This is a genomic window from Variovorax sp. ISS6 (assembly GCF_056523145.1).
The window spans coordinates 5260838-5283125 of record NZ_JAWRZC010000001.1; the positions used below are offsets into that span (position 1 = coordinate 5260838).

Sequence of the window (22288 nt, forward strand, 5' to 3'; positions counted from 1 at the left end):
GGTCGCCTTTGTTGCCAGATCGAGCAGTACCAAGGTGCCTCTACACCCCCCCCACCCGCACCGCCCTCCTCCCCCCATTCACCCCCACCCACACCTCCTGCCCCGCACTCTCCGCGCAGTAATCCAACGCCTGCCGCAACGCCGTATCCACACTGCGCAGCGACAGATCGAAGCGCGCCGCCGCCTCCTGCCGTGTCATCTCATTGATACGCAGCGCGATCAGCACCGACCGATGCCGACGCGGCAACCGCTCGATCGCACGCTCCACCGCCGCCACATCGGAACGCGCCTCTGCAATCGACTCGGGCCCAGGCGCGCGGTCGACCAGCTCTTCAAGCACAACCTGCTCCTCCCCCGCGTACTGCCACGGCCGATGGCTGCGCAGCCGGTCCACGGCGAGGTTGCTGGCCATGCGGTGGATGTAGGCCAGCGGGTTCTGCACATCGTGCGCCAGGCCCAGGTCGCCGAGCCGCAGCCAGGCCTCGTGCAGGCATTCGCTCGCGAGGTCGGGGCAGCCCAGGTGGCGCAGCAGCCGCCGCCGCAGATGCTCGTAGTTCGCGACCAGGATGGCCTGCAGCGCGGCACAACGCGGCGCCGGATCGGGCGGCTCGCCACAAGCGGCGTCGTCGAAGGAATGGTCTGCAGTGCGGCACGGGATGTTCAGGCTCATGGCGGATCCGTCTCGGTGTGCATCGGCGGGCGAAAAGAGGCACGCTGCCGCCCCGCCCCCCGTTCGCGGGAGGCGGGACGCAGGCGCCGGATGGCGTGGGGCCTAGCGGCCCTGCAAGGCGCGGCGTTCCTCGTCGGTCAGCCGGGCCACCTGCCGGGCATCGAACTGCCGGCCGTTGCCCACGAGCTGCACGGGGTTCGCGGGGTCGTAGCGCACCGCGCTGTCGCCCGCGCGTCCGGCCGCGGGCGGCGGCGGGTTGCGGCCGCCGCCTTCGGCCGGCTCGTTGCCGAAGCCGAGCACGCGCACGGTGAACACCGAGGGCAATGCCTGGCGCGCCGCGGCGCGGTCGCGCTGCAGGCTCTCCTGGGCGGCCACCGCGGCCTGGGCCGCGGCCGCGCTGGCATTGGTCAGCGCGCCGACGTTCACGGCCGCGACCACCGGCAGACCCTTGGTCTCGCCCTTGACCTGGATGTTGTCGGCGTTGAGCACCTGCAGCGCGGCGATGTTGAGGTTGCCCGCCACGCGCAAACCGGCATCGCCGGCATTCACGGTGCCGTTCGGCGCGACCAGGTCGACGTCGCCGTCGCCCACGGTGCCGATGCCGCTGCCGCTCATGTCCGACTTCTCGCGCACCACGGTCACGCCGTCGAGGTCGGTCACGACCTCGGGCGCCGAGGGCACGCGCAGGGTCTTCGCGCCGCGGCCGGCGTCGATGTTGCCGACCGTGGACCAGATGATCTGGTCGCTGCCCTGCTTCGTCACTTCGGGCACGAAGGACAGGATGCGCGACTGGTTCACCGTGACATCGTCCTTGGCGAAGATGTCGATGTGGCCCGAGGCCAGCGTGACCAGGCCGTAGCCGGCCGGCACGGTGGCACCGAGCGCCGCCACCTGCAGTCCGCCGCCGGGCGTGAGCACGTTGATGTCGCCGCCGGCCATGGTGCGCAGCATCAGCGTGTTGGCCGCCACGTCGCCCTTCCAGTCCTTGCCCGGAAACAGCGTGTCGATCGCCGCGTAGCCGCGGTTGTAGCCGCCGTTGCGCGGCAGGCCGCCGATGCCCGGCTCGTTCTGGTCGCGGCCCGCCTCGCGCAGCTCGAGCAGGAAGGCCTGGCGCAGGAACTGCTGGCGCGCCGGTCCGGGCAAGGCCTGGAAGCGGGTCCAGGCCTCGAGCGGCGCGAGGGTCTCGCCGGTCATGTCCTTCATGTACGAGACAAGGCCGCGGCGCACGGTCTTCTCTTGCCCGCCAGGGCGCGTCTCGACCTGGTCCACCAGGTAGATCGGCACCTGCGTGCCGTCGGGCGCGCGGGTCTTGAGGTAGTCGGGCATCGAGGCCACGCGGGCCGGATCGAGGTAGGCGGCGGCGAAGGCGTCGTAGCCCACGGCGCCGTTCAGTCCGGCCATGACGGTGATCGCGGCGCTGTTGGCCGGCAGGCCGTTGATCTGGGTGTCGGGCTGCGGCCGGTTGTTTCGGTCGTAGCGCTGGTTGCCCACCGTGCGCACCTGCAGGTTGTCGGCGTACACGTCGCGCCCGGCCGCGAGCGTCAGCGTGCCCGGGCCCTGCATCTCGATGTTGCCGGTCAGGCTGTTGCTGATGGCGTTCTCGCGCTCGATCGGATCGACCCGCACCGTGGCCAGGATGTCGTTGCCCGCCTCCAGCAAGGTGGTGTCGGAAGCGCGCAGGTTGCGCCCCGCCACACGCACGCCGCGGATGTCCTTGCCCGCGCGCACCCAGGTCTGCTCGTTGGCCTTGATGTCGAGCCCGAAGATCGAGCCCTCGGCCGCATAGATGCGGCTGGGCTCGTAGTCGCCGGCCAGCGGCAGCACCGACGGATTGCTCACGCTGCGCAGGTACGGGTCCTTGATGAAGGAAGCGCCCGACCAGTTGATCCAGTTGTCGAGCATGTCCTCCATGTTCATCTGGCTGAAGGGCGAGCCTGCACCGGCGGGCATGGTCGGCGAGGGCATCATCGCCGGCGTGGCATAGGCCATCGCGAGCGGCGCCGCGAAGCGGATGTCGTTCTTCGCGGCCAGCGAGACGTCGTTGGTGGTGCCCGGCAGCACGTACAGCGGGCCCTCGATCGACAGCCCGCCATTGAGCGCGACCGCCGACAGCCGCGCCGGATAGCGGTTGCCGCCGAAGCCCACCAGCGTGTCGTGGTCGAAGCTGCGCAGCAGCACGTCGCGGAAGATGAACTCCGCGCGGTTGACGAAGTGGATGTCGCCGCCGGTGGAGACCAGCTTCAGCGCGCTGCGGTCGGTGTAGCCGCTCATGTAGGCGCCGTAGTTGAGCTGCTGCCCGTCGGGGCGCAGGCCCTCGCCGTAGGTGACCAGCAGCGGATCGACCACCGTCTGCAGCACCAGGTCGCCCGCGGTGCGCAGGCTCAGCGTGGCATCGCCGAGCGCGAGCACCGGCGCCACGCCGTAGCTGGTGCGCGTGATGCCGCCCATGCTGTCGTCGCGGCTCAGGGTCACGGTGCGGCCGACCGCGGTCTCGCCCGCGCGGATCTCGCCCGCGCCGCGCGCGACGTAGTACTGGCCGCCGCGAATCGCGCCGCCGGCCTCGACCTGCATCGCGCCGCCGTTGCGCATCTCGACGGTCATCGCCTCGCCCGCCGAGAGCCCGCCGCGCACGCGCATGTTGGTGGGCAGCGCGACCAGCAGGTTGCGCAGGTCGCCGCCGGCATGCACCGCCACGTTGCCGCCGCCGAGCGCGCCCACGCCCTGCTGGAAGCGGCCGTAGTCGATCCACCAGCTCGACTGCTCGGTCGGATGGATCACGGGCCCGTACACGCCGTCGGGGCCCACGGCGTTCTCGCCGTTGGTGTACGGGCCGAAGTAGCGCTGCGCGTTCAGCGTGCCCTGCCGGTTGAGCCACTCGGTGAAGCGCTGCCCCGCGGGCGCGGCGTCGATGCTGCCCTGCACGCCGATGTCGAGGTGGCCACCGTCGACGCCGTAGCTCGCGTTCGGGTTGGCGGTGGTGAAGTCGCTCCATACCGTCGTGTCCTTGCGGCCCGCGGTGTAGATCGCCGACTCCTTGTGCGCCAGCGTGAGGTCGCGCCCCGCGCGCAGCTCGAGGTCGCCGGTGCCGGTGCGCACCAGCTTGCCGGCGCCGTTGTCGGGTGCGGGATCGCTGTCGCTGGGCTGCGCCGTGTTGGCGGTGCCGATCACGACCGAGCCCTTGCCTTCGGCCTGCGCGGCCAGCGGCTTGAGCGCGAGCACGTTGGCCGAATCGAGGGCGCCGCCCGCCACCAGCCGCAGATTCCACGAGGCACCGGGCTGCAGCACGCCGCCGCGGTCCGCCTTGTCGAAGCCGTCGCTCAGGTGGCCGTTGATCAGCAGGTTGCCGCCGGCGCGCAGGGTCAGCGTGCCGTCGCGCGCGCCCGGCAGATCGGCGAACAGGTTCCAGTCGCCGTTGAGCGCGAGGTCGCCGGCGCTGCGGATCTCGATGCCCGGCATGACCGCGAGCCCGGTGCCCAGGCGCCCGGCGATCGCGCCGGCGGCGGCGCTGAAGCGGCGCGCATCGGCGATCGCCTCGGCCTTGACCGCATCGACCGTGCCGTCCTGCGCCTCGTAGCTGCTCGTGCCCTCGAGCACCGCCGAGCGCGCGCCCGTGACCGCGACGTTCAGTGCGCCGACCTCGATCTCGTCGTGGCCCGCGTTCTGCCGTGCGCGCAGGCGCACCTTGCCGCCCTCGTTGCCCGCCACGTCGATCTGGCCGCCGCGCAGTTCGAGCCGGCCGCCGGCCGCCTCGAGCGTGACGCGGCCGCTGCCGAGTTCGCCGGTCGCGCCGGCCAGCAGCTTCGCCCCCTCGCGCATCGCCACGCCGTTGCCGCCGGTGATGCGGATCGTGCCGCCATAGGCCGAGCGCGCATCCACGGTGCCGTCAATGTCGATGCTGCCGCGGTCGGCGGTGAGGCCGAAGTCCTCGACCGTCGTGAGCCCGCCGAGCACCACGTCGCCCTGGCGGATGCGGAACTGGCGCGAGCGGTTGAAGCCGGCGTCGTTCAGGCGCTGGCTGAAGCCCGCGAAGTCGGGCAGCGCCTCGATGTCGAGCGAGAAGCTGCCGGCCTTGCCGCCGGCGCCGGCCTGCGCGGCGATGGTGCCGTCGAGCACCACGGTGCCGCCGTTCGACGCGGCCAGGCCCAGGGTGCCGGCGCTGCCGCCGCCCGCGTGTGCCGCCAGGCCGAGCCGGCTGCCGGCCTCGAGCCGGACGTCGCCGCCCACGGCCGCGAGGTCGATGCGGCCCGCGTCGGCGTATTCGGCCAGGTCGAAGAAGCGCTTGGCGAAGCCGCCCACGTCGATCCGGGCGCCCTCGCCCACCACCAGGCTGCCGCCGGTCGCCGTCATGCCGATGCTGCCGCCGAGCGCGACCGCGCGGCCGCCGAAGTCGATGGTCTTGCCGCTCAGGCTCAGGCGCGCGCCCAGGCTGTCCTGCAGGTCGGTCGGCGTGCCCGCGCCGGCCTCGCCGCCCGTCACGCGCAGCGCACCCTGGGTGGCGATGGTCTGGGCCGCGCCGCCGCGGCCGGTCAAGAGCGGCGTGGCCAGGGTCAGCGCCGCGGCGCCGGTGTCCACCGCACCCGCGCCCGCGCCGACGATCTGGTCGCGCCCCGCCAGCGTGACCGCGCCGAAGCCCGCGAAGTCCTTGCGGCCCGCGCCCAGCACCAGCGTGCCGGCATCGAGCGTGAAGGCGCCGTTGCCGGTGCCGCTGCCACCGGTGCCGCCGCCGCTGTTGATCAGCGTGACCGCATCGCCGCGGATCGTCACGTCGCCCGCGCCGCGGCCGACGAAGGCGGCGCCGTCGAAGGTCAGCGAACGCAGGCCGGCCGCGCCGAGATCGAGCGAACGGTAGAAGTCGAAGTCCGAATAGCTGCGCAGGGTCAGGCGCTGCGAGTTCGCGAGTTGCGCCAGCGCGCCGCTGTCGAGCACCATGCCCTCGGTGCCGCCGCCGAAGCCGATGCGGCCGGCCGCCACCGACAAATCGGCGCCGGCGATCCGGGCCGAGCTCGCGAGCTCGGTGGTGCGCGTCGCGTCGATCAGCAGCGCGGCGCCGCCATCGACCAGCGCGCCCGCGCCGATCGTGACCAGGCCGCCGCGCGTGGTGTCCACGTTCTGGCGCAGCACCTGCACCGCGTCGCCCGTGGCCAGGCGCACCAGCGCGCCCCAGTCCTTCGTCGGCGAGGTGAGCACGTCGTCGGCCGCGTCCCTGGCGTCGATCACGCCGTCGCCGTTGTCGTCGAGGTTGCCGTCGGGATCGGTGTAGACCGCCGGCGCCTTCGGCTTCATCACCAGGTTGCCCGAGCCGCGGCCGCCCGCGCCCTTGGCGCGCACCCGGCTGCCGCCCTCGATCGCCACCTGCTCGCTGGCCGCGAGGATGATCTCGGGCCCGCTGAGCTCGGAGCCCTCGCCGTTGCGCACCACGATGTCGGTGGCCGTCACGTCGATCTCGAGGCCGAGCGCATTGCCCTGGCGCTTGCCGCCCACCAGCAGGCTGCCGGCGCCGAAGTTCGACAGGCTCGCCGAGTCGATCACGAGGTAGCCGTCGGCCTGCAGGCCGGCCGCGTCCAGGCCGGCGCCGACGATCGCGATCTTGCCGCCCGCGATGTCGACCAGCCCGCCGCGGCCGCCCGCATCGGGCGCCGAGCGCAGCGTGCCGTCGAGCGTGAGCCGCTTGCCGGCATCGAACACCACGGCGCCGCCGTCGCGCGGCAGCCGCGGCGTGACGACGTTCTGGCCGGTCAGCCGGTACTGCGTGAGCTTGAAGGCGTCGGACGAGAAGAAGTCGTTGGCCGTGGCTTCGTTGTATTCGGTGTACTTGCGCAGCGTGCCGCCCGACATCACGCGCCAGGCCGAGGCCTGCGCGTCCTGCTGGCCGCTCAAGGCATTGCCGCCGCGGCCCTGCATCACCAGGCTGCCGTCCGAGGCCAGCGTGGCCGGCGCCAGCGCGCCGCCCCAGGCCTTGCCGGTGGCCTGCACCGCGAAGGCGCCGGGCAGGAGCGCGAAGCGCGCGGGCAGCAGGTTGTACCAGCCGGCCGCCAGGCCCGGCCCGCCCGCGAGCCACACGCGCTGGCCCGCTTCGGCGGCGCTCGCCGGCGCGGTGGCGGTCTGGCCCGGCAGGATCGCGTAGGTGCCGGGCCGGTTCAGCACGTCGTACGAGCCGCCCGGCCCGGGCACGAACTCCCAGGCATAGAGATCGCCGCCACCCGCGATGTCCACGGTCGCGCCGCGCGCCAGCGCCACGTCGGGCGACTTCAGCGTGATGCGTTTCTCCGGCGGCGCGGCCAGCGAGCCGGCCGAGGGATTGGCCGCGTCCACCGCCTTGGTGGGATCGTGCCAGTGCTCGTCGTTGAGCAGGGTGCCATAGGGCACGACCACGCCGGCGCCCGACACCGAGGTCAGGCTGTCGGCGCCCAGCGCGAGACGCTCGCTCGCGGCCAGTTCGATCTGGCCATGCGGCGCGCGCAGCACGCCGTTCTGCGCGATGGTCGGTGCCTCCAGGCGCAGGGTGCCGCCGGCCGACAGCGGCGCGTCGCCAGGCTCGCCGAGCCGCTCGATGGCGATCGAACCGGTGGCGCGGATCACGCCGGTCATGCCGGTGCTCGGATAGACCTGGCCGGCCGCGAGCACCAGTTGCCCGTCGACGTCGAGGTTCAGCTGCAACCGGGTGTCGTCGTTGATCTGCTCGGGCAGCGCGCCGCCGATGCGGATCTCGCCGGCCTCGAGCCGCGTACGGCTGAAGCCGCCGATGCGCGCCGTGCCTTCGGGCGACACGCCCGCCTCGTTGCCCGAGACGATCTCGATCAACCGGCCCGCGAGCTTCAGTTCGCCCTGGGCATCGGGCACCTCGGCCACGAGCGAGGCCGAGGCCGGCCCCGGCACGGTCAGCAGCGTGAGGTGCGGCGCGCTCAGCGACGACGAGGTGCCGGCGTGTCCGAGGATCCGGCCCTGCAGCGAGATCGCGCGGCCCGTCCTGATGTGCGCGTCGTCGAGGCGGATCGGCCCCTGCGAGGAATTCACCAGCGCGAGGTCGGCGAAGCCGCCGTTCGCGAAGGACCGCGGGCGCAGCGTCAGCGCGAAGGCCTGGCCCGGCTTCTGCATGATCTCGCGCAGCAGGTCGCCGCCGAACATGGCGTCGCGGAACAGGTCGAGCGCGGCCGGCGTCAGCCCGAACTGCGCCGGATCGAGCGCCCCGACCGGGCCGGGCGCCGGCAGGCGGTCGGACAGCACCAGCTCCTTGCTCTCCGAGAGCCGCGGCAGCAGGCTCGACGGAATGATCATCGTGCCCTCGACCTCGTAGCCGAAGCTGCGCAGGCCCGGCGCCCAGTCGTAGTCCAGGCCCTGGCGCCAGTTGTTGCAGGCGCCGTCGACGAAGAAGCCGAAGCAGTCCGGGTCCTGCAGCGTCTGGCTCAGGCGCTCCAGCGGCGAACCGCCGGGCGCGGCGGGCACGTCCATGTTGATCCGGATGCGTCCGCCGATACCGCCGGGGCCGCCCGCGTGGCCCACCAGCGTGCTCTCGATCAGGCCCTGGCCCTTGACCTGGATCAGGCCGCCGTCGCTGTCGAGCCGGATCTTCGGCGTCGGCTTCGGCAGCTGCGTGCCATTGCGGCCGGTGTCGGCCACGCCGTCGATCTCGCCGGTGGCGCCCGACACGTCGATCAGCGCGTCCCGCTCGAGCCGCACCTCGCCGGCCTGGATGTCGACCGTGCCGCCGTCGCGCACCTCCCCCACCTGGCGGCCGCGGCTGTCGGTGGAGATCAGCGGCACGCCGCGCGCCAGCAGTTCGCCGCCGGAGCGCAGCGTGACCTGTCCGCCCGACAGCGAGATGCCGCCGGCCGGCGCGTCGAGGCGCCCGGCCACGTCGACCGTGCCGAGTTGGCCACCGGCGCCGAGCGACAGGCTGCCGCCGATGTCGGTGCGCACCACCGCACCCGCCCCGACCGAGATCGGGCCGTTGGCGGTGCCCAGCGACAGCGCCGCGTTCTTGCGCGCCGCGCGCTCCTCGGGCCGCAGCACGCCGATGGGCGCGGCCTCGGCCAGGCTGGCGCCGCCGGGCAGCTGGCGCCAGTCGAAGTTCGAGAGATCGAGGCTCACGGCCTGCTGCGACACCGTCACGCCCTCGGGCACCGCGATGCCGCCCTCGCCGCGCACCGCGACCGTGACGCGGCCGAAGCCGCGCTCGCCGTAGAGCGTGGGCGGCAGCAGCGTCACGAGCGGCTTGCCGGTCTCGGCATCGGTGGCGGCGCTGCCGCCGATCTGCACCGGCGACAGCACGTCGAGCACCAGGCTGCCCGCCGAACCGGCCGCGAAGGCGCGCAGGTTGAGCGCGCCCAGGTCGAGCTCGGGCGTCACGCCCACCAGCGTGACCGACCCCGCGTCGCCCACGCGCAGCGTGGGCAGGCCGTTCTTCGCGACGTCGACACGGCCGCCGCCCGAGACGTCGAAGACCGCCGCCGGGTCGGCCGCGATCTTCGCCACGCCGAGCGAGATCGCGCCGCCGTCGATGGCCCAGGCACCGCTGGCCGGGCCTTCGCGCCAGGTGTTGAGCCACTGGCCGCTGGCATCGAGCCGGCCCTGCGCGCCGATCTCGAGCGCGCCGTTGCTCGACGACAGCCCGATGCGCCCGCCGGGCGCGCGGATCTGGCCGAAGATGCGGATGTCCCGGGTCGAGCCCTCGGTGCCCGCCACCGTCAGCGAGGCGCCCGGCGAGAGCTGCAGCGCCGCGCCGGCCGCGAGTTCGAAGTCGCCGTTGATGGTGTTGAGCACGATGCTGCCCATGCCCGAACGGCTGAGCATGTCGTCCGACAGGAAGCTCAGCTTGCGCGAGCCCTGCTCGTCGGGCTTGAGTTGCACGTAGAAATCGTCGCCGAGCGTGGTGAGCGCGCCGAAGTCCTTGGCCAGCCGCTTCGGATCGTGGCTCACGATGATGGTGCCCGGCGACCAGGGCCGGCCGTCGGGCGTGTTCTCGCCGAGCTCGAGGCGGCCGCCGAGGCTGGCCGCGGCCTTGGCCTGCGGCCGGTCGCCCGCCACCACGCCGCCGAGCATGTCGCCCTCAAGCACCATCGCGTCGCCCGCGTAGATGCGCAGATCGCCGGCCTTGCGGCCCTCGGTGTAGCCCGCCTCCTTGTAGTTAGCGCCGATCAGCGGCGAGCGCCAGCTCTCCTTCACGCCCCAGCGCGCGTGCTCGCTCGCGTACTCGCCCGCGATGCCGGTGTAGGTGATGTCGGGCAGGGCCTTGTCCATCGTGTGCACGCGGCCATCGGCGCCCATGAGCTTGGTCGCGGTGTTCATGCCGTCGGAATAGCGCACCGAGCCGCCCGACACGTCGAGCACCGAGCCCGCGCGCGTGATCACCGCGCCGCCCGCGCGCAGGTTGATGCTGCCCGCGCTCGCCGACAGCTCGGCGAGGTCGGTCTTGCCCACGCCGACCCAGCCCGACACGTCGGCCAGCGGCGTGCCGACCCAGGCGCCCGGCACCAGCGTCTTGCCGTCGGGCCCGGTCACCCATTGCACGCCCGTCATCGGGCCGGCGTCGAACATGCCGTTGGCGCGCCGGTCGACGATCACCTTCTTGCCGCGCAGCCAGGAGTCGAGCAGCAGCGGCGAATCGCGCAGCTCGTTGATGCGCAGCTCGGCCTCGACGAAGTTGCGCGACATGTCGACCTGCATGCCCTGCAGCCCGGCCACGCTCAGGAAGGCATCGCTGTCGATGTAGATGCGGCTGGCATCGCCGAGGCTGCCGGGCTTGAAATACGGCAGTTGCGTGAACATCGGGTTGACAGCCGACTCGGCCGCGATGGTGCCCGCGGGCACCAGCACGCCCGCCTTCGGCCGCACGTCGATCAGCTGGCCGTACAGGGCCACGCGGCCCGGCTGGTAGCGCGTGGCGAGCGCCGAGGCCTCGATCTCGCCGCGGTCGCCCGCATCGGGCAGCACCTGCGCGAGACTGCCCTCGCCCAGCGTGAGCGTGCCGGCCGACCAGTTGACCAGGTCGTCGACGCCGTCCGAGTACATGTGCGTGCCCAGGCCCCAGGCGCGCAGCAGGATCGAGCCGCTGCGGTTGTTGAGCGCGGTGGTCGCGGCCAGCACGCCCGATTGCCGCACGTCCTGCGCCTGCAGCGTGATGTTGCCGCGGTCGGACTGCACGGTGCCGGTGTTCACCACCTCGTAGCCCACGGACTTGGCGCGCGCGGCCATCTCGGGCATCACCACGTCGCGCAGGCTGTTGACGAAGTTCGCGTCGCCATACACCGGCACCAGCTTCAGCGCGCCCTGCACCTGACCGCCGGTGAAGGCCCAGCCCGGCACGGCCGACACCGCCACGTCGAGGCCGCGCGGCGCGTTCGGGTCCTGGGTCGAGGGCGTCTTGAGGTAGACGTTCTCGCCGGCCGCCAGGATCACCTGGCCGTCGGGCGCCGTGATGTGGCCCGCGTTGCGCACCTTGGGCGCGAACAGCATGACCTTGCCGCCCGACTCGACCGCCAGCCGCGCGCCGGCGTCCACGCGCACCTCGCCCGGCGCCGCGCCGGGATCGAAGCGGTCCACGCCGCCCATGCGGTCGGGCGCGCCGCCCTCGCCGGGCACGAAGCCCGAGGGGCCGTAGACATCGGGCTTGATCGCGGTGAACAGGCCGAACTGAGGGATCGCGAAGTCGTTGCCCTGGCCGTCGAACTTCTGCGGGTTGTTGATGCCGAGCTTGAACTGCTGGTCCGACAGCGCGAGGCTCGAGGCGACCAGCGAGCGCGTGTTGACCTGGCTGGTGCCGTTGAAGACGATGCCGTTGCGATTGATCAGGTAGACCGAGCCGTCGGCCTTGATCCGGCCCGCGATCTGGCTCGGCCGGCCGCTCGGGTCGTTGATGCGGTTCAGCGCGATCCATGCATTGCTGCCGTCGGGCAACGCACCGCCGGCCTGGTCGAAGCGCACCGTGGTGTTGCGGCCCACGTTGAAGCTCTCCCAGTTGAGGATCGCCTTGTCCGCCGTCTGCTTGATGTCGACCTGGGTGCGTCCGCCCGCGGCCGTCTGCACCGGCGCGTTGGCGTTGAGCCAGCCGGCGGTCAGGCTGTTGGTGTCGACCGCGAGCCCGCCGGGCGCGAGGCCCTCGGGGATGTCTGTGCCGTCGTTCTGCGCCGCCTGGCGCGCGGCCGCCTGCGCCGCCTGCTGGGCGGCGATGGTGCGCGCCGCCATGTCGAGGTTGCCGATCGAGCGCCGCAGCTCGTCGCTGGCGCGCTGCTGTCCGGCCGGGTTCGTCAGCATCGACGCGGGCATGCCGTTGGGCAGCCGGCCCGTGGCCGCGGCCGCGCCCTGCACGGTGGTCTTGTTGGCGAACCAGGCGCCGCTGAAGGCGCGCTGCGCCTGCGCATCGGCGAGCGCGCCATTGGCGACCAGCGTCACGGCAATGGCGCGCGCGATCGGTGCCATGCGAAAGCGCCTCCGGGCCGGCTGGTTGGTCGATGGGGTGCTTGCGCCCAGGGATCCGCGTGTGCTCATGAGAAGTGCTTGCCCGAAAGTGGAGGTCGTGGAGTTCCGCGCACCGGGGGCGGCGCGCTGAATTTCCGATGCGCTAAGACGAACGGGCCGCGCGCAAACCCCCAACTTTTTTGGGCCGCTGTTTCAGCTCAGCAGCAGCAGCCCGCCGGGCAGCGATCGCGCGCGCAGGCCGAAGGTGTGCTCGAGCTGCGCCAGCGCCGAATCGAGCGAGGCCAATCGGAAGCGGCCGCTGACGCGCTTCTCGCCCGCGGCGGCGTTCACCAGCAGCACGCTGCCCGCGCGGTAGCGATCGATCTCGGCCAGCACCTCGGCCAGCCGCGCCTGGTCGAACACCAGCTCGCCGCGCCGCCAGGCCGACACCTTGTCGAGCGCGACGCGCGCGATGCCGCTGAGCGAGCGCGCGTCGTACACCGCCTGCTGGCCGGCCTGCAGCGCGCGCACGCCGGCCGGATGCTCGATGCGCAGCGCGCCCTCGATGCAGGTCACGCAGACCTTGCCGTCGAGGTGCCGCACCTCGAAGCGCCCCGTGTGCGCGAGGCTGCGCCCGGCGCCGGCCACCACGCCGAACGGGCCGCCCTCGGCCAGCAGGTCGATCGCGGCCTCGCCCGACAGCAGGTCGATGCCGGTGAACTGTCCCGCGACACGCTCGCGACGGATCCGGGTCTGGGTGTTGAGCGTCACCTGCACCCGCGACGCCAGCGCCAGCGTGCGCTGCTCACCGACACCGGTGCGCTCGTCGGCCACGTCCTCGCCCGCCGCGGGCCAGAGCCCGCCCGACGGATAGGCCACCACCGCCACGCCGGCCACCGCGGCGGCGCTCACGGCCGCACCGAGGAAGGCGCGACGCCCGAAGCTCCGGCCCTGCCGCGCGCGCTCGTGCGCCGCGGCCGCCGCCGGGCGGGTGCGCAGGTACTCGCCGCTCACGGGCCGCAGCGCCGCCCAGCGCTGCTTGACCTCCTGGAAGGCCGCGCGATGCGCCTCGCTGGTATGGAGCCAGCGCTGGAAGGCCTCGGCGTCCGAGGCCTTGACCTCGCCCGAAGCGAGCAGGCGCAGCCAGACGCGCGCCTGCGCCGGCAGCGCGTCGCCCGATGTGTCGCGGTCGTCGGCCGATGCCCTCATGGCTTCATGCGGGCCAAGGCCGGTGCGCCGCGGAAACGATGGAAAAGTGCTTCACCCATCCAGACGAACGGCGCCACGCCAAACCCCCAACTATTTCTTGTCATGGTTCATCCGCGCATCGAGGAAGTCGTGGGCGCGCTTGAGTTCGTGCTCGACCACGCGCACCGAGAGTCCCAGCCGCGCCGCCACCTCCTTCTGCGGCAGCCCTTCCCAGCGCACCAGCATCAGGATCGTGCGGCGGCGCTCGGGCATGCGGTCGATCAACTGCAGCAGGCTCGTCACCTCGGAGCGCAGTTCGGCGGTGCGCGCCGGGCCCGGCGCCGGGTCCGACAGCTCCATCAGCGACTGCACCTCGTCGATCGACAGCGAGCGGCTCTGGCGGCGCTGGATGTCCATCGCGATGTTGACGGCCACGCGCACCAGGTAGCTGCCCGGGCTCTGGATCGCGTCTTCTTCCTCGCGACTCTGCAGCCGCAGCCAGGTGTCCTGCAGCGCGTCGCCGGCCAGGTCGCCGTTGCCCAAAAGCCGCGTCACGCGCCGCTTGAGGCTGGCGTAGTGCCGCGACAGGTAGTCCGACAGGATCGGGCGCGCATCCTCGGTCATGGCCGGTTCCCGCAGCGCGGCGCGTCGGGGTCGGCGGGGTCGCGCGGCAGCAGCACCAGGGTCAGCGGCTGCGCCATCGCGGGCGGCGGCGCGCGGCCCACGCGCACGCGCTGCAGGGCCTCGCGCACCGCGGCGTCGCGGCGCGCATTGCCGGTCGAGGTCAGAAGGCGCGGCTTCTGCAGTGCACCGGTGGCGTCGATTTCGAAGCGCAGCAGGGTGCGGTAGTCGCCGGGCGCGGTGCGCGCATCGGCGCACAGCGCTTCCCAGACGCGTGCCTGCACCCAGGCGCCGTAGTCGGTGTCCACGCCCTCCGCGGGCTGGCGCGCCGCCAGCGCGCGCGCATCGACCGGCCTCAGCACGAAGGCATCGGCCGGCCCGTCGCGCGTGCGTTCGGCGGCCAGGCCCGTGCCTTCGAGCAGCAGGCGCAGCGCGGTTTCGGGCGCGTGGTGGCCGTGCACGGCGGCCGAGGTGCGGCCGCTCACGGCCGCGCTGTCGAACAGCGCCGGGCGGCCCGACTGCATGGCATAGCGCTGCAGCGCGGCGGCCAGGGGCTGCGCCGCGATGTCGAAATCGACGCCGCTCGCGGCGGCCTCGGGCAGGGCGGCCGCGTCATCCACGCGCGCCGCGTCGCCATCGGCGGTCGCGGCCCACGCGGGCAGCCAGAGCCCGCACAGCAGCGACAGCGCCAGGGCATGGCGCCGCCCACGGGCGGCGAGCGGGCGCACCCTGCGAGGAGACGAATCGGGCCGGCAAGGTGGGTGCGCCATTCTGGAAGCCCGCCATCGTGGCGCCCGAATATGACGTCGGTGCTACACCAAAGCATTCCTCGTGCCCGGCAGCGGATGCGCGGATCGGGCAATATCGCCGGCTCGCCCCGAGGGGCCGGCCGCCGGGCCGAAGCGCCCTCTTCCCGTATTCCAAGAAAGAAAGGCCCTCGCCATGACCTCCCTCGCCGACTTCCCGATCACCCAGAAGTGGCCCGCCCGGCACCCCGAGCGGCTGCAGCTCTATTCGCTGCCCACGCCCAACGGCGTGAAGGTCTCGATCATGCTGGAGGAGATCGGCCTGCCCTACGAGCCGCACCTCGTGAGCTTCGGCAGCAACGACCAGATGTCGAGCGAGTTCCTCTCGCTGAATCCCAACAACAAGATTCCCGCGATCATCGATCCCGACGGCCCGGGCGGACAGCCGCTGCCGTTGTTCGAGTCGGGCGCGATCCTGTTCTACCTGGCCGAGAAGACCGGCAAGCTGCTGAGCGCCGACCCCGCGAAGCGCTACGAGACCCTGCAGTGGGTGATGTTCCAGATGGGCGGCATCGGCCCGATGTTCGGCCAGCTCGGCTTCTTCCACAAATTCGCCGGCAAGGAGTTCGAGGACAAGCGCCCGCGCGACCGCTACGTGGCCGAATCGAAGCGCCTGCTCGGCGTGCTCGACAAGCACCTGGCCGGCCGCGAATGGATCATGGGCGACGACTACAGCATCGCCGACATCGCGAGCTTCCCTTGGATCCGCAACCTGATCGGCTTCTACGAGGCGCGCGAGCTGGTCGGCTTCGACAGCTTCCCGAACGTGGCGCGCGTGCTCGAGCGCTTCGTGGCGCGGCCTGCCGTCATCGCGGGGCTGACGATTCCGAAGGCCGCCTGAGGCCGGCTCCCGCCATCGCCGCCGGGTCGACGAGCCGGTCGTATGCGTCGCCGTCGATCAGTCCCAGCGCGATGGCCGCCGCGCGCGGCGCGATGCCGCGCGCGAGCGCCTCGCGCGTGATGCTCGCCACGCGGTCGTAGCCCAGCACCGGGTTCAGCGCCGTCACGGCCAGCAGCGCGTTGTCGACGTTCGCCGCGAGCCGCTCGCGCTCGGGCTCGATGTCCTTCACCAGCCGCTCGGCGAACACGCGCGAGGCATCGGCCAGCACGCGGATCGATTGCAGCAGGTTCTGGATGATCAGCGGCTTGGCCACGTTGAGCTCGAAGTTGCCCGAGGCGCCCGCCATGGTGATGGTGAGGTGGTTGCCCATGGCCTGCAGCCCGGCCTGCACCACCACCTCGGCAATGGTCGGGTTGCGCTTGCCCGGCATGATCGAGCTCGTGAGCCCGTCGTCCGGAATGCGCAGCTCGCCCAGGCCGCAGCGCGGGCCCGAGCCCAGGAGCCGCAGGTCGTTGGCCATCTTCACCAGCGAGGTCGCGAGCACGTTGAGCGCGCCCGACACCTCCACCAGCGCGTCGTGCGAGGCCATGCCCTCGAACTTGCTGGGGTTGGGCGCGAAGGCGATGCCGCTGAGCGCGCCCAGTTCCTCGCAGAAGGCGGCGTCGAAGCCCGGCGGCGCATTGAGCCCGGTGCCCGCCGCGGTGCCGCCCTGCGCCAGCAGCTGCAGGCGCGCGAAGGTAGCGTCGATGCGGTCGATGCCGTGGCCGACCTGGCGCGCGAAGGCGTCGAAGCTCTGCCCCAGCGTCATCGGCACCGCGTCCATCAGGTGGGTGCGCGCGATCTTGAGCACGTCCGCGAAGGCCTCGGCGCGTTCCTGCAGGCGCTGGCGCAGCAGTTGCAGCGCGGGCCGCAGGCGCTCGCGCAACTCGAGCGCGGTCGCGATGTGCATCACGGTGGGAAAGCTGTCGTTCGACGACTGCGAGGCGTTCACGTGGTCGTTGGGATGCACCGGCGACTTGGTGCCCAGCGGCTGCCCCAGCAGCTCGTTCGCGCGGTTGGCGATGACCTCGTTCGCGTTCATGTTGGTCTGCGTGCCCGAGCCCGTCTGCCACACGGTGAGCGGAAAGTGGCCGTCGAAGCGGCCGTCGCGCAGCTCGGCCGCGGCCTCGACGATCGGCGCCGCCTGGGCCGCGTCGAGCGCGCCGCAGCGCAGGTTGGCGCGCGCCGCGGCCATCTTCTGCAGGCCGAAGGCGTGGATCAGGCTGGCGGGAAAACGCTCCTCGCCGATCTCGAAGACCCCCAGCGCGCGCTGGGTCTGCGCACCCCAGTAGCGGTCGGCCGGAATCTCGACGGGGCCGAAGGCGTCGCGTTCGATGCGCATGGCGGTCATGGCAGTCATCGCGTCAAGCCCGCGCGGGATGGGCGTCGACGGGCGCCACACCGTCGTCGAGGTCCTGGTCGGCCTGCGCGGTGTCGGGGTAGCGCTCGGGGTAGAGATGGCGCTCGGCCTGCTGCGCGTCGAAGGTGCCCGACCATTTGGCGACCACCACGGTGGCCACGCTGTTGCCGATCACGTTGCAGGTCGAGATGGCCATCGACAGGAAGCGGTAGACGCCGAAGATCACCGCCAGGCCCTCGACCGGCAGCAGCCCGGTCGAGGTGACGGTGGCCGCGAACACCACGAACGAGCCGCCCGAGACCGTGGCCGCGCCCTTCGAGGTCAGCAGCATCAGCAGCAGGATGCCGATCTGGTGGTCGAGCGTGAGCGGCACGCCGTAGGCATGCGCGATGAACATCACGCCCATGGCCATGAAGATCGAGGTGCCGTCGAGGTTGAAGGCATAGCCCGTGGGCAGCACCAGGCCCACGGTCTGCTTGGCGCAGCCCAGGCGCTCGAGCTTCACGAGCAGGCGCGGCAGCGCGCTCTCCGAGGAGGCGGTGCCCAGCACGATCAGGATCTCGTCCTTGATGTAGCGCAGGAAGCGCCACAGGCTGAAGCCCGCGAACCTGGCGACCAGCCCCAGCACCACCGCGATGAACAGCACGATCACCGCATAGAAGCTCAGCACCAGCTGCGCCAGCGCCACCAGCACCGCGGAGCCGTTGCTGCCCACCGAGTAGGCCACCGCGCCGAAGGTGCCGATGGGCGCGAGCTTCATCACCAGGTTGATGAAGGAGAACAGCACCTCCGAGACGATATCGAGGCCGCCGTTGATCTTCTCGCGCCGGCTCTCGGGAATCGCGAGGATGCCGATGCCCACCATCACCGCGAGCACCACCACCTGCAGCAGCTCGCCCTTGGCGAAGGCGCCGACGAAGTTGTCGGGCACGATGTGGGCCATGAACTCGAGGAAGCCCTGCGGCGCGGCGGCCTTCACCGCCGGTGCCGCGGCCGCGCCGGCCACCGAGGTCATGCCCTTGCCGGTCTGCAGCAGGTTGCCCGCGAGCAGGCCGATGACCAGCGCGATGGTCGAGATCACCTCGAAGTACACCAGCGAGCGCCAGCCCACGCGCCCCGCGCTGCGCACGTCGCCGGCCGAGGCGATGCCGTGCACGATGGTGAGGAACACCAGCGGCGCCACGCCCGCCTTGATGAGCGAGAGGAACATGTCGCCGAGCAGCTTGAGCTGCCCCGCGAACTTCGGGAACAGGAAGCCGACCGCGATGCCCAGCAGCAGCGCGACCAGCACCTGCATGCCGAGCCGGCGGTACCAGGGCTGCTTCTTCGGCGGTGCGACCAGGGTGGAATCGTTGAGCATGGTTGTCTCCTTGGGTGCCCGGGCTCAGCCCCGGGCCTGCGCGGACAGCGCCAGCGCGCGGTCCACCATCCGGGGCGCGAGGCCCAGGTAGTTGGCGGGATCGGTCAGGCGATCGATGGCCGCGCGGTCGAAATGCGCCGTGACCTCGGGCAACGCGGCCAGCGCCTCGGCCAGCGTGCCGCCCTTCTCGTTGACGGTGCGGCAGGCGTCGTAGACCACATCGTGCGCCTGCTGGCGGCCGATGTGCGGCGCCATGCCCATCATCACGGCCTCGGCCACGATCAGGCCGCGGCTGATGCCCAGGTTGTGCTTCATGCGCGCCTCGTCGACGATCAGTCCGCCGAGCGCGAACCTGGCCTGGTGCAGCGCGCCGGCCGTGAGGATGAAGCTCTCGGGGATCGCGATCCACTCGGCATGCCAGGGGCCGGTGGCGCGCTCGAAGTCCTGCACCATCGCATCGACCATCAGGCCCGCGTGCTGGCGCACCGCCTTCGAGGCCGCGAGCATCAGCTCGCTCGAGATCGGGTTGCGCTTCTGCGGCATGGTGCTGCTCGCGCCGCGTCCCTTGACGAAGGGCTCGTAGACCTCGGCGAACTCGGTCGAGGCCATGATCATGATGTCGAGCGCGATCTTGCCGAGCGAGCCGGTGACCAGCGCCAGCAGGTTCACCGCCTCGGCGAAGCCGTCGCGCGCCACGTGCCAGGTGGTCGCGGGCACGCCGAGCTTGAGCTCCTCGGCCATCGCCGCCTGCACCTCGAAGCCCTTGTCGCCCAGCGAGGCCAGCGTGCCGGCCGCGCCCGCGAACTCGACCACGGCCACGCGCGGGCGCAGCTCGGCCAGGCGCTGCTGGTGGCGGTCGAACATGGCGAGCCAGATCGCGACCTTGTAGCCGAAGGTCACGGGCAGCGCCTGCTGCAGATGGGTGCGCCCGGCCATCGGCGTGTCGCGGTGCTTGCGCGCGAGATCGGCCAGGATGCCGCGCAGCTCGCGGATTTCGGCATCGACCAGGTCGAGCGCGTCGCGCACCTGCAGCGCGACGGCCGTGTCCATGATGTCCTGCGTGGTCGCGCCCCAGTGCACGTAGCGGCCCGCGTCGCCGCACATGGCCACCAGCTGGTGCACCAGCGGCAGGATCGGGTAGCCCACGATGTCGGTCTCGTGGCGCATGTGGTCGAAGTCGATGCGCTCGATGCGCGACTCGCGCGCGATGACCTCGGCCGCGTCGGCCGGGATCACGCCCACCTTCGCCTCGGCGCGCGCCAGCGCGATCTCGGCGTCGATGTAGCGCTGGATCAGCGCCACGTCGGAGAACAGCGCGCGCATAGCCGCCGTGCCGAAGGCATCGCGGAAAAGGATCGAATCGACGACGGTGCTGGCCATCGGAAGGGAGGCGAAGGACATGGACGGGCCTTGATATGTTCGGACATATTTAATTTAATATGTCCGGACATATGAATGAATAGGGTTTACCCTTAGGTCAAAATCGGGACCACCATGAACAAGCCGCGCTTCACCGACATCGCCCAGGAACTGAAGGAAGGCATCGCCTCGGGACGCTTCCCGCTGGGCTCGCTGCTGCCGACCGAACTCGAGCTGCGCGACCACTACGGGATCAGCCGCCACACGGTGCGCATGGCGCTGCAGGAGCTGCAGGACGCGGGCCTGGTGTCGCGGCGCAAGAACGTGGGCACGCGCGTGGAATCGACGGTGGCGCGCATGGGCTTCCAGCAGTCGCTGGCCTCGGTGGAGGACCTCATGCAGTACGGCGCCGCCCACCTGCGCCTGGCGCCCGAGATCGACACCATCGCGAGCAGTGCCGCGCTGTCGCGCCTGCTCGGTTGCGAGGAAGGCACGCGCTGGCTGCGCATCTCGAGCCTGCGCATGGAGGAAGGCCCGCAGGGCCTGCCGCTGGGCTGGACCGACATCTACGTCGACACCCAGTACGCGGCGCTGGAGGCGCTGGTGCGCGCCGCGCCCGACACGCTGGTCAGCGCGCTGCTCGAGCAGCACTACGGCCTGCGCGTGGCCGAGATCGTGCAGCAGGTGCGCGCGGTCGATGCCTCGGCGGCGATGGCACGCAAGCTGCGCATCGAGCCCGGCAGCGCGACCTTGCAGATCCTGCGGCGCTACCTCGATGCCGAGGGCGAGGTGCTCGTGAGCTCGGTCGCCACGCACCCGGGCGAGCGCTTCTTCATCACCACGCGCCTTCAACGCGCGAAGGGTTGAGCCCGCGTCGTCGGCGGCTCAGTGCGCGGCCAGCTCGGGTTCCGAGGCAGGCTCGCGCGGCACTTCGTAGAGATGGAACGGCGGCACGTCGGGCCGGCTGCGCTGCAGCAGCGGCTTGGCAACGTTGTAGACCGGCGTGCCGTTGATGGTGCGGCCCTCGAGGGTGCCGCGGTGCGCATGGCCGTGGAACACGGCATCGATCGGGTAGCGCAGCAGCGGCTCCTCGAGCCGGCTGCTGCCGAGGAAGGCGAAGATCTCGCTCGGCTCGCCCTGCACCGTGCCCACGATCGGCGCGTAATGCAGCATCGCGATGCGGCGCCGGGTGCGCAGCTTGGCCAGCGCCGACTCGAGCTTCATCGCCTCGTTGAGCGCCTCCTGCACGAACATCTTGATCGCGGGCTCGCCCCAGGCGCCGAGCGAGGCGCGGCCGAAGCCGCCCGCGAAGCCCTTGACGCCCGCGATGCCCACGCCCTCGATCTCGCAGGCCGAGCCGTCGAGCATGCGCACGCCGATCCGCGTCAGCGCCTCGTTCACCACCTCGGGCGTGCCCGACTCGAAGTCGTGGTTGCCCAGCACGGCGACGATGGGAATCGAGAGGCCGCCGAGTTCCTCCGCCAGCACCCGGGCCTCCTCGGCGGTGCCGTAGTCGGTCAGGTCGCCGCACAGCAGCAGCGCGTCGGCCTCGTCGGCGGCCTGCGCGAAGAAGTCGCGCAGCGAACCCGCGGAGTCCTTCTGCACATGGATGTCGCCGACGGCGGCGAAACGGACGTGGGTGGATGATTTGGGGGTAGGCATGCAATGCACCGTGCGCCCCGCCGCCGGGCGCCGTCATCGGCCTCATCCCGCTGCGCTTGTAGGCGCCCGTCTGACATTCGATGGGGTCCTTTGCCCCTGCCCTGCCGTCGGCGCGGCGGCATTCACTGCGTGCATGACGCCCTCCACCATGCTCGCGCCCTCGCTCGAAGACGAAGTCGAGCCGCGGGTGGCCGATTTCTACCGGCGCGCGCTGCGCGCGCTCGACGAGGCCGGCATTCCGGTCCTCGTCGGCGGCGCGTTCGCGCAGGCCTGCTACACCGGCATCCGCCGCTCGACCAAGGACCTCGACCTCTTCATCCGCCGCGAGGACTACGAGCGCATCGCGCAGGTCGCGCTCGCGCATGGCTGGCGCACCGAGATGACTTTTCCGCATTGGCTCGGCAAGGTCTACGATGGCGAGGAGTTCATCGACCTGATCTTCAATTCGGGCAACGGCCTCATGCCCGTGGACGCGCGCTGGTTCCACGGCAACTGCCGCGCCGACGTGCTCGGCGTTTCCGTGTGCGTCGCCAACGTGGAGGACTGCCTGGTGTCGAAGGCCTTCATCATGGAGCGCGAGCGCTACGACGGCGGCGACATCGCGCACCTGCTGCAGGTCAACGCGCAGCGGCTCGACTGGCCCGGGCTGCTCGAGCGCTTCGGCGCGCACTGGCGCGTGCTGCTCGCGCACCTCACGCTGTTCGGCTACATCTATCCCGCCGAGCGCGACCACGTGCCCGGCTGGGTGATGACGCTGCTGATGAGCCGCCTCGCCGGCGAGCTGCGCGCGACGGCGGCCCCGGGGGACAACGTGTGCGCCGGCACCCTGCTCTCGCGCGAGCAGTTCCTGCACGACATCGAGCGGCTCGGCTATGTCGACGGACGCCTCACGCCCGCGAGCACGATGACGCCCGAGGACATCGCGGTGTGGACCGAGGCGATTCCCGCGCGGGCCGAGGCCCAGGACGTGAAACCCCTGGACTGAGCG

The 22288-nt window shown here is 71.9% G+C and carries 12 protein-coding genes; 3 read left to right on the forward strand and 9 right to left on the reverse strand.

The genetic code is table 11. The features are described from left to right. Nucleotides 1–40: 40 nt before the first annotated feature. From AC1HIL_RS24400 to AC1HIL_RS24420, 5 genes are all read right to left on the reverse strand, one after another. Nucleotides 41–670 carry an RNA polymerase sigma factor gene (locus AC1HIL_RS24400; protein WP_479670228.1) on the reverse strand — a complete coding sequence of 210 codons (630 nt, stop codon included), beginning with the start codon at nucleotides 668–670 and terminating at the stop codon, nucleotides 41–43. A gap of 102 nt (nucleotides 671–772) precedes the next feature. Beyond that, nucleotides 773–12085, reverse strand: coding sequence for a filamentous haemagglutinin family protein (locus tag AC1HIL_RS24405; protein WP_479670229.1), 11313 nt, complete (start codon nucleotides 12083–12085; stop codon nucleotides 773–775). 192 nt (nucleotides 12086–12277) lie between these two features. Further along, nucleotides 12278–13273 carry a FecR family protein gene (locus AC1HIL_RS24410; protein ID WP_479670230.1) on the reverse strand — a complete coding sequence of 332 codons (996 nt, stop codon included), beginning with the start codon at nucleotides 13271–13273 and terminating at the stop codon, nucleotides 12278–12280. Between the two features lie 90 nt (nucleotides 13274–13363). Then, nucleotides 13364–13876 carry an RNA polymerase sigma factor gene (locus tag AC1HIL_RS24415; RefSeq protein ID WP_057597401.1) on the reverse strand — a complete coding sequence of 171 codons (513 nt, stop codon included), beginning with the start codon at nucleotides 13874–13876 and terminating at the stop codon, nucleotides 13364–13366. After that, entirely contained in the window at nucleotides 13873–14601 is a 729-nt protein-coding gene (locus AC1HIL_RS24420) for a secretin and TonB N-terminal domain-containing protein (RefSeq protein WP_479670231.1), read from the reverse strand. The genes AC1HIL_RS24415 and AC1HIL_RS24420 overlap by 4 nt, the downstream gene beginning before the upstream one ends. Nucleotides 14602–14815: 214 nt before the next feature. On the opposite strand from AC1HIL_RS24420, the gene AC1HIL_RS24425 reads away from it, so the two are divergent. After that, entirely contained in the window at nucleotides 14816–15520 is a 705-nt protein-coding gene (locus AC1HIL_RS24425) for a glutathione binding-like protein (protein ID WP_479670232.1), read from the forward strand. Here the strand turns inward: AC1HIL_RS24425 and AC1HIL_RS24430 are convergent. The 3 genes from AC1HIL_RS24430 to pcaB are packed head-to-tail and all read right to left on the reverse strand — an operon-like array spanning nucleotide 15486 to nucleotide 19680. Continuing rightward, entirely contained in the window at nucleotides 15486–16910 is a 1425-nt protein-coding gene (locus AC1HIL_RS24430; RefSeq protein WP_479670233.1) for a class II fumarate hydratase, read from the reverse strand. The genes AC1HIL_RS24425 and AC1HIL_RS24430 overlap by 35 nt on opposite strands. Nucleotides 16911–16923: 13 nt before the next feature. Continuing rightward, complete coding sequence (locus tag AC1HIL_RS24435; protein WP_479670234.1) at nucleotides 16924–18279, reverse strand: cation:dicarboxylate symporter family transporter; 1356 nt, start codon at nucleotides 18277–18279, stop codon at nucleotides 16924–16926. 24 nt (nucleotides 18280–18303) lie between these two features. After that, complete coding sequence (pcaB, locus tag AC1HIL_RS24440; RefSeq protein WP_479670235.1) at nucleotides 18304–19680, reverse strand: 3-carboxy-cis,cis-muconate cycloisomerase; 1377 nt, start codon at nucleotides 19678–19680, stop codon at nucleotides 18304–18306. A gap of 93 nt (nucleotides 19681–19773) precedes the next feature. Here pcaB and AC1HIL_RS24445 point away from each other — a divergent pair, with 93 nt between their 5' ends. Next, complete coding sequence (locus AC1HIL_RS24445; RefSeq protein WP_057597395.1) at nucleotides 19774–20505, forward strand: GntR family transcriptional regulator; 732 nt, start codon at nucleotides 19774–19776, stop codon at nucleotides 20503–20505. 18 nt (nucleotides 20506–20523) lie between these two features. Here AC1HIL_RS24445 and AC1HIL_RS24450 read toward each other — a convergent pair whose 3' ends face one another. Next, nucleotides 20524–21300 (reverse strand): metallophosphoesterase family protein, encoded by a 777-nt coding sequence (locus AC1HIL_RS24450; protein WP_057597394.1) that lies wholly within the window; start codon nucleotides 21298–21300, stop codon nucleotides 20524–20526. A gap of 133 nt (nucleotides 21301–21433) precedes the next feature. Between AC1HIL_RS24450 and AC1HIL_RS24455 the strand changes: the two genes are divergently transcribed. Continuing rightward, complete coding sequence (locus AC1HIL_RS24455) at nucleotides 21434–22285, forward strand: nucleotidyltransferase (RefSeq protein WP_479670236.1); 852 nt, start codon at nucleotides 21434–21436, stop codon at nucleotides 22283–22285. Nucleotides 22286–22288: the final 3 nt, after the last annotated feature.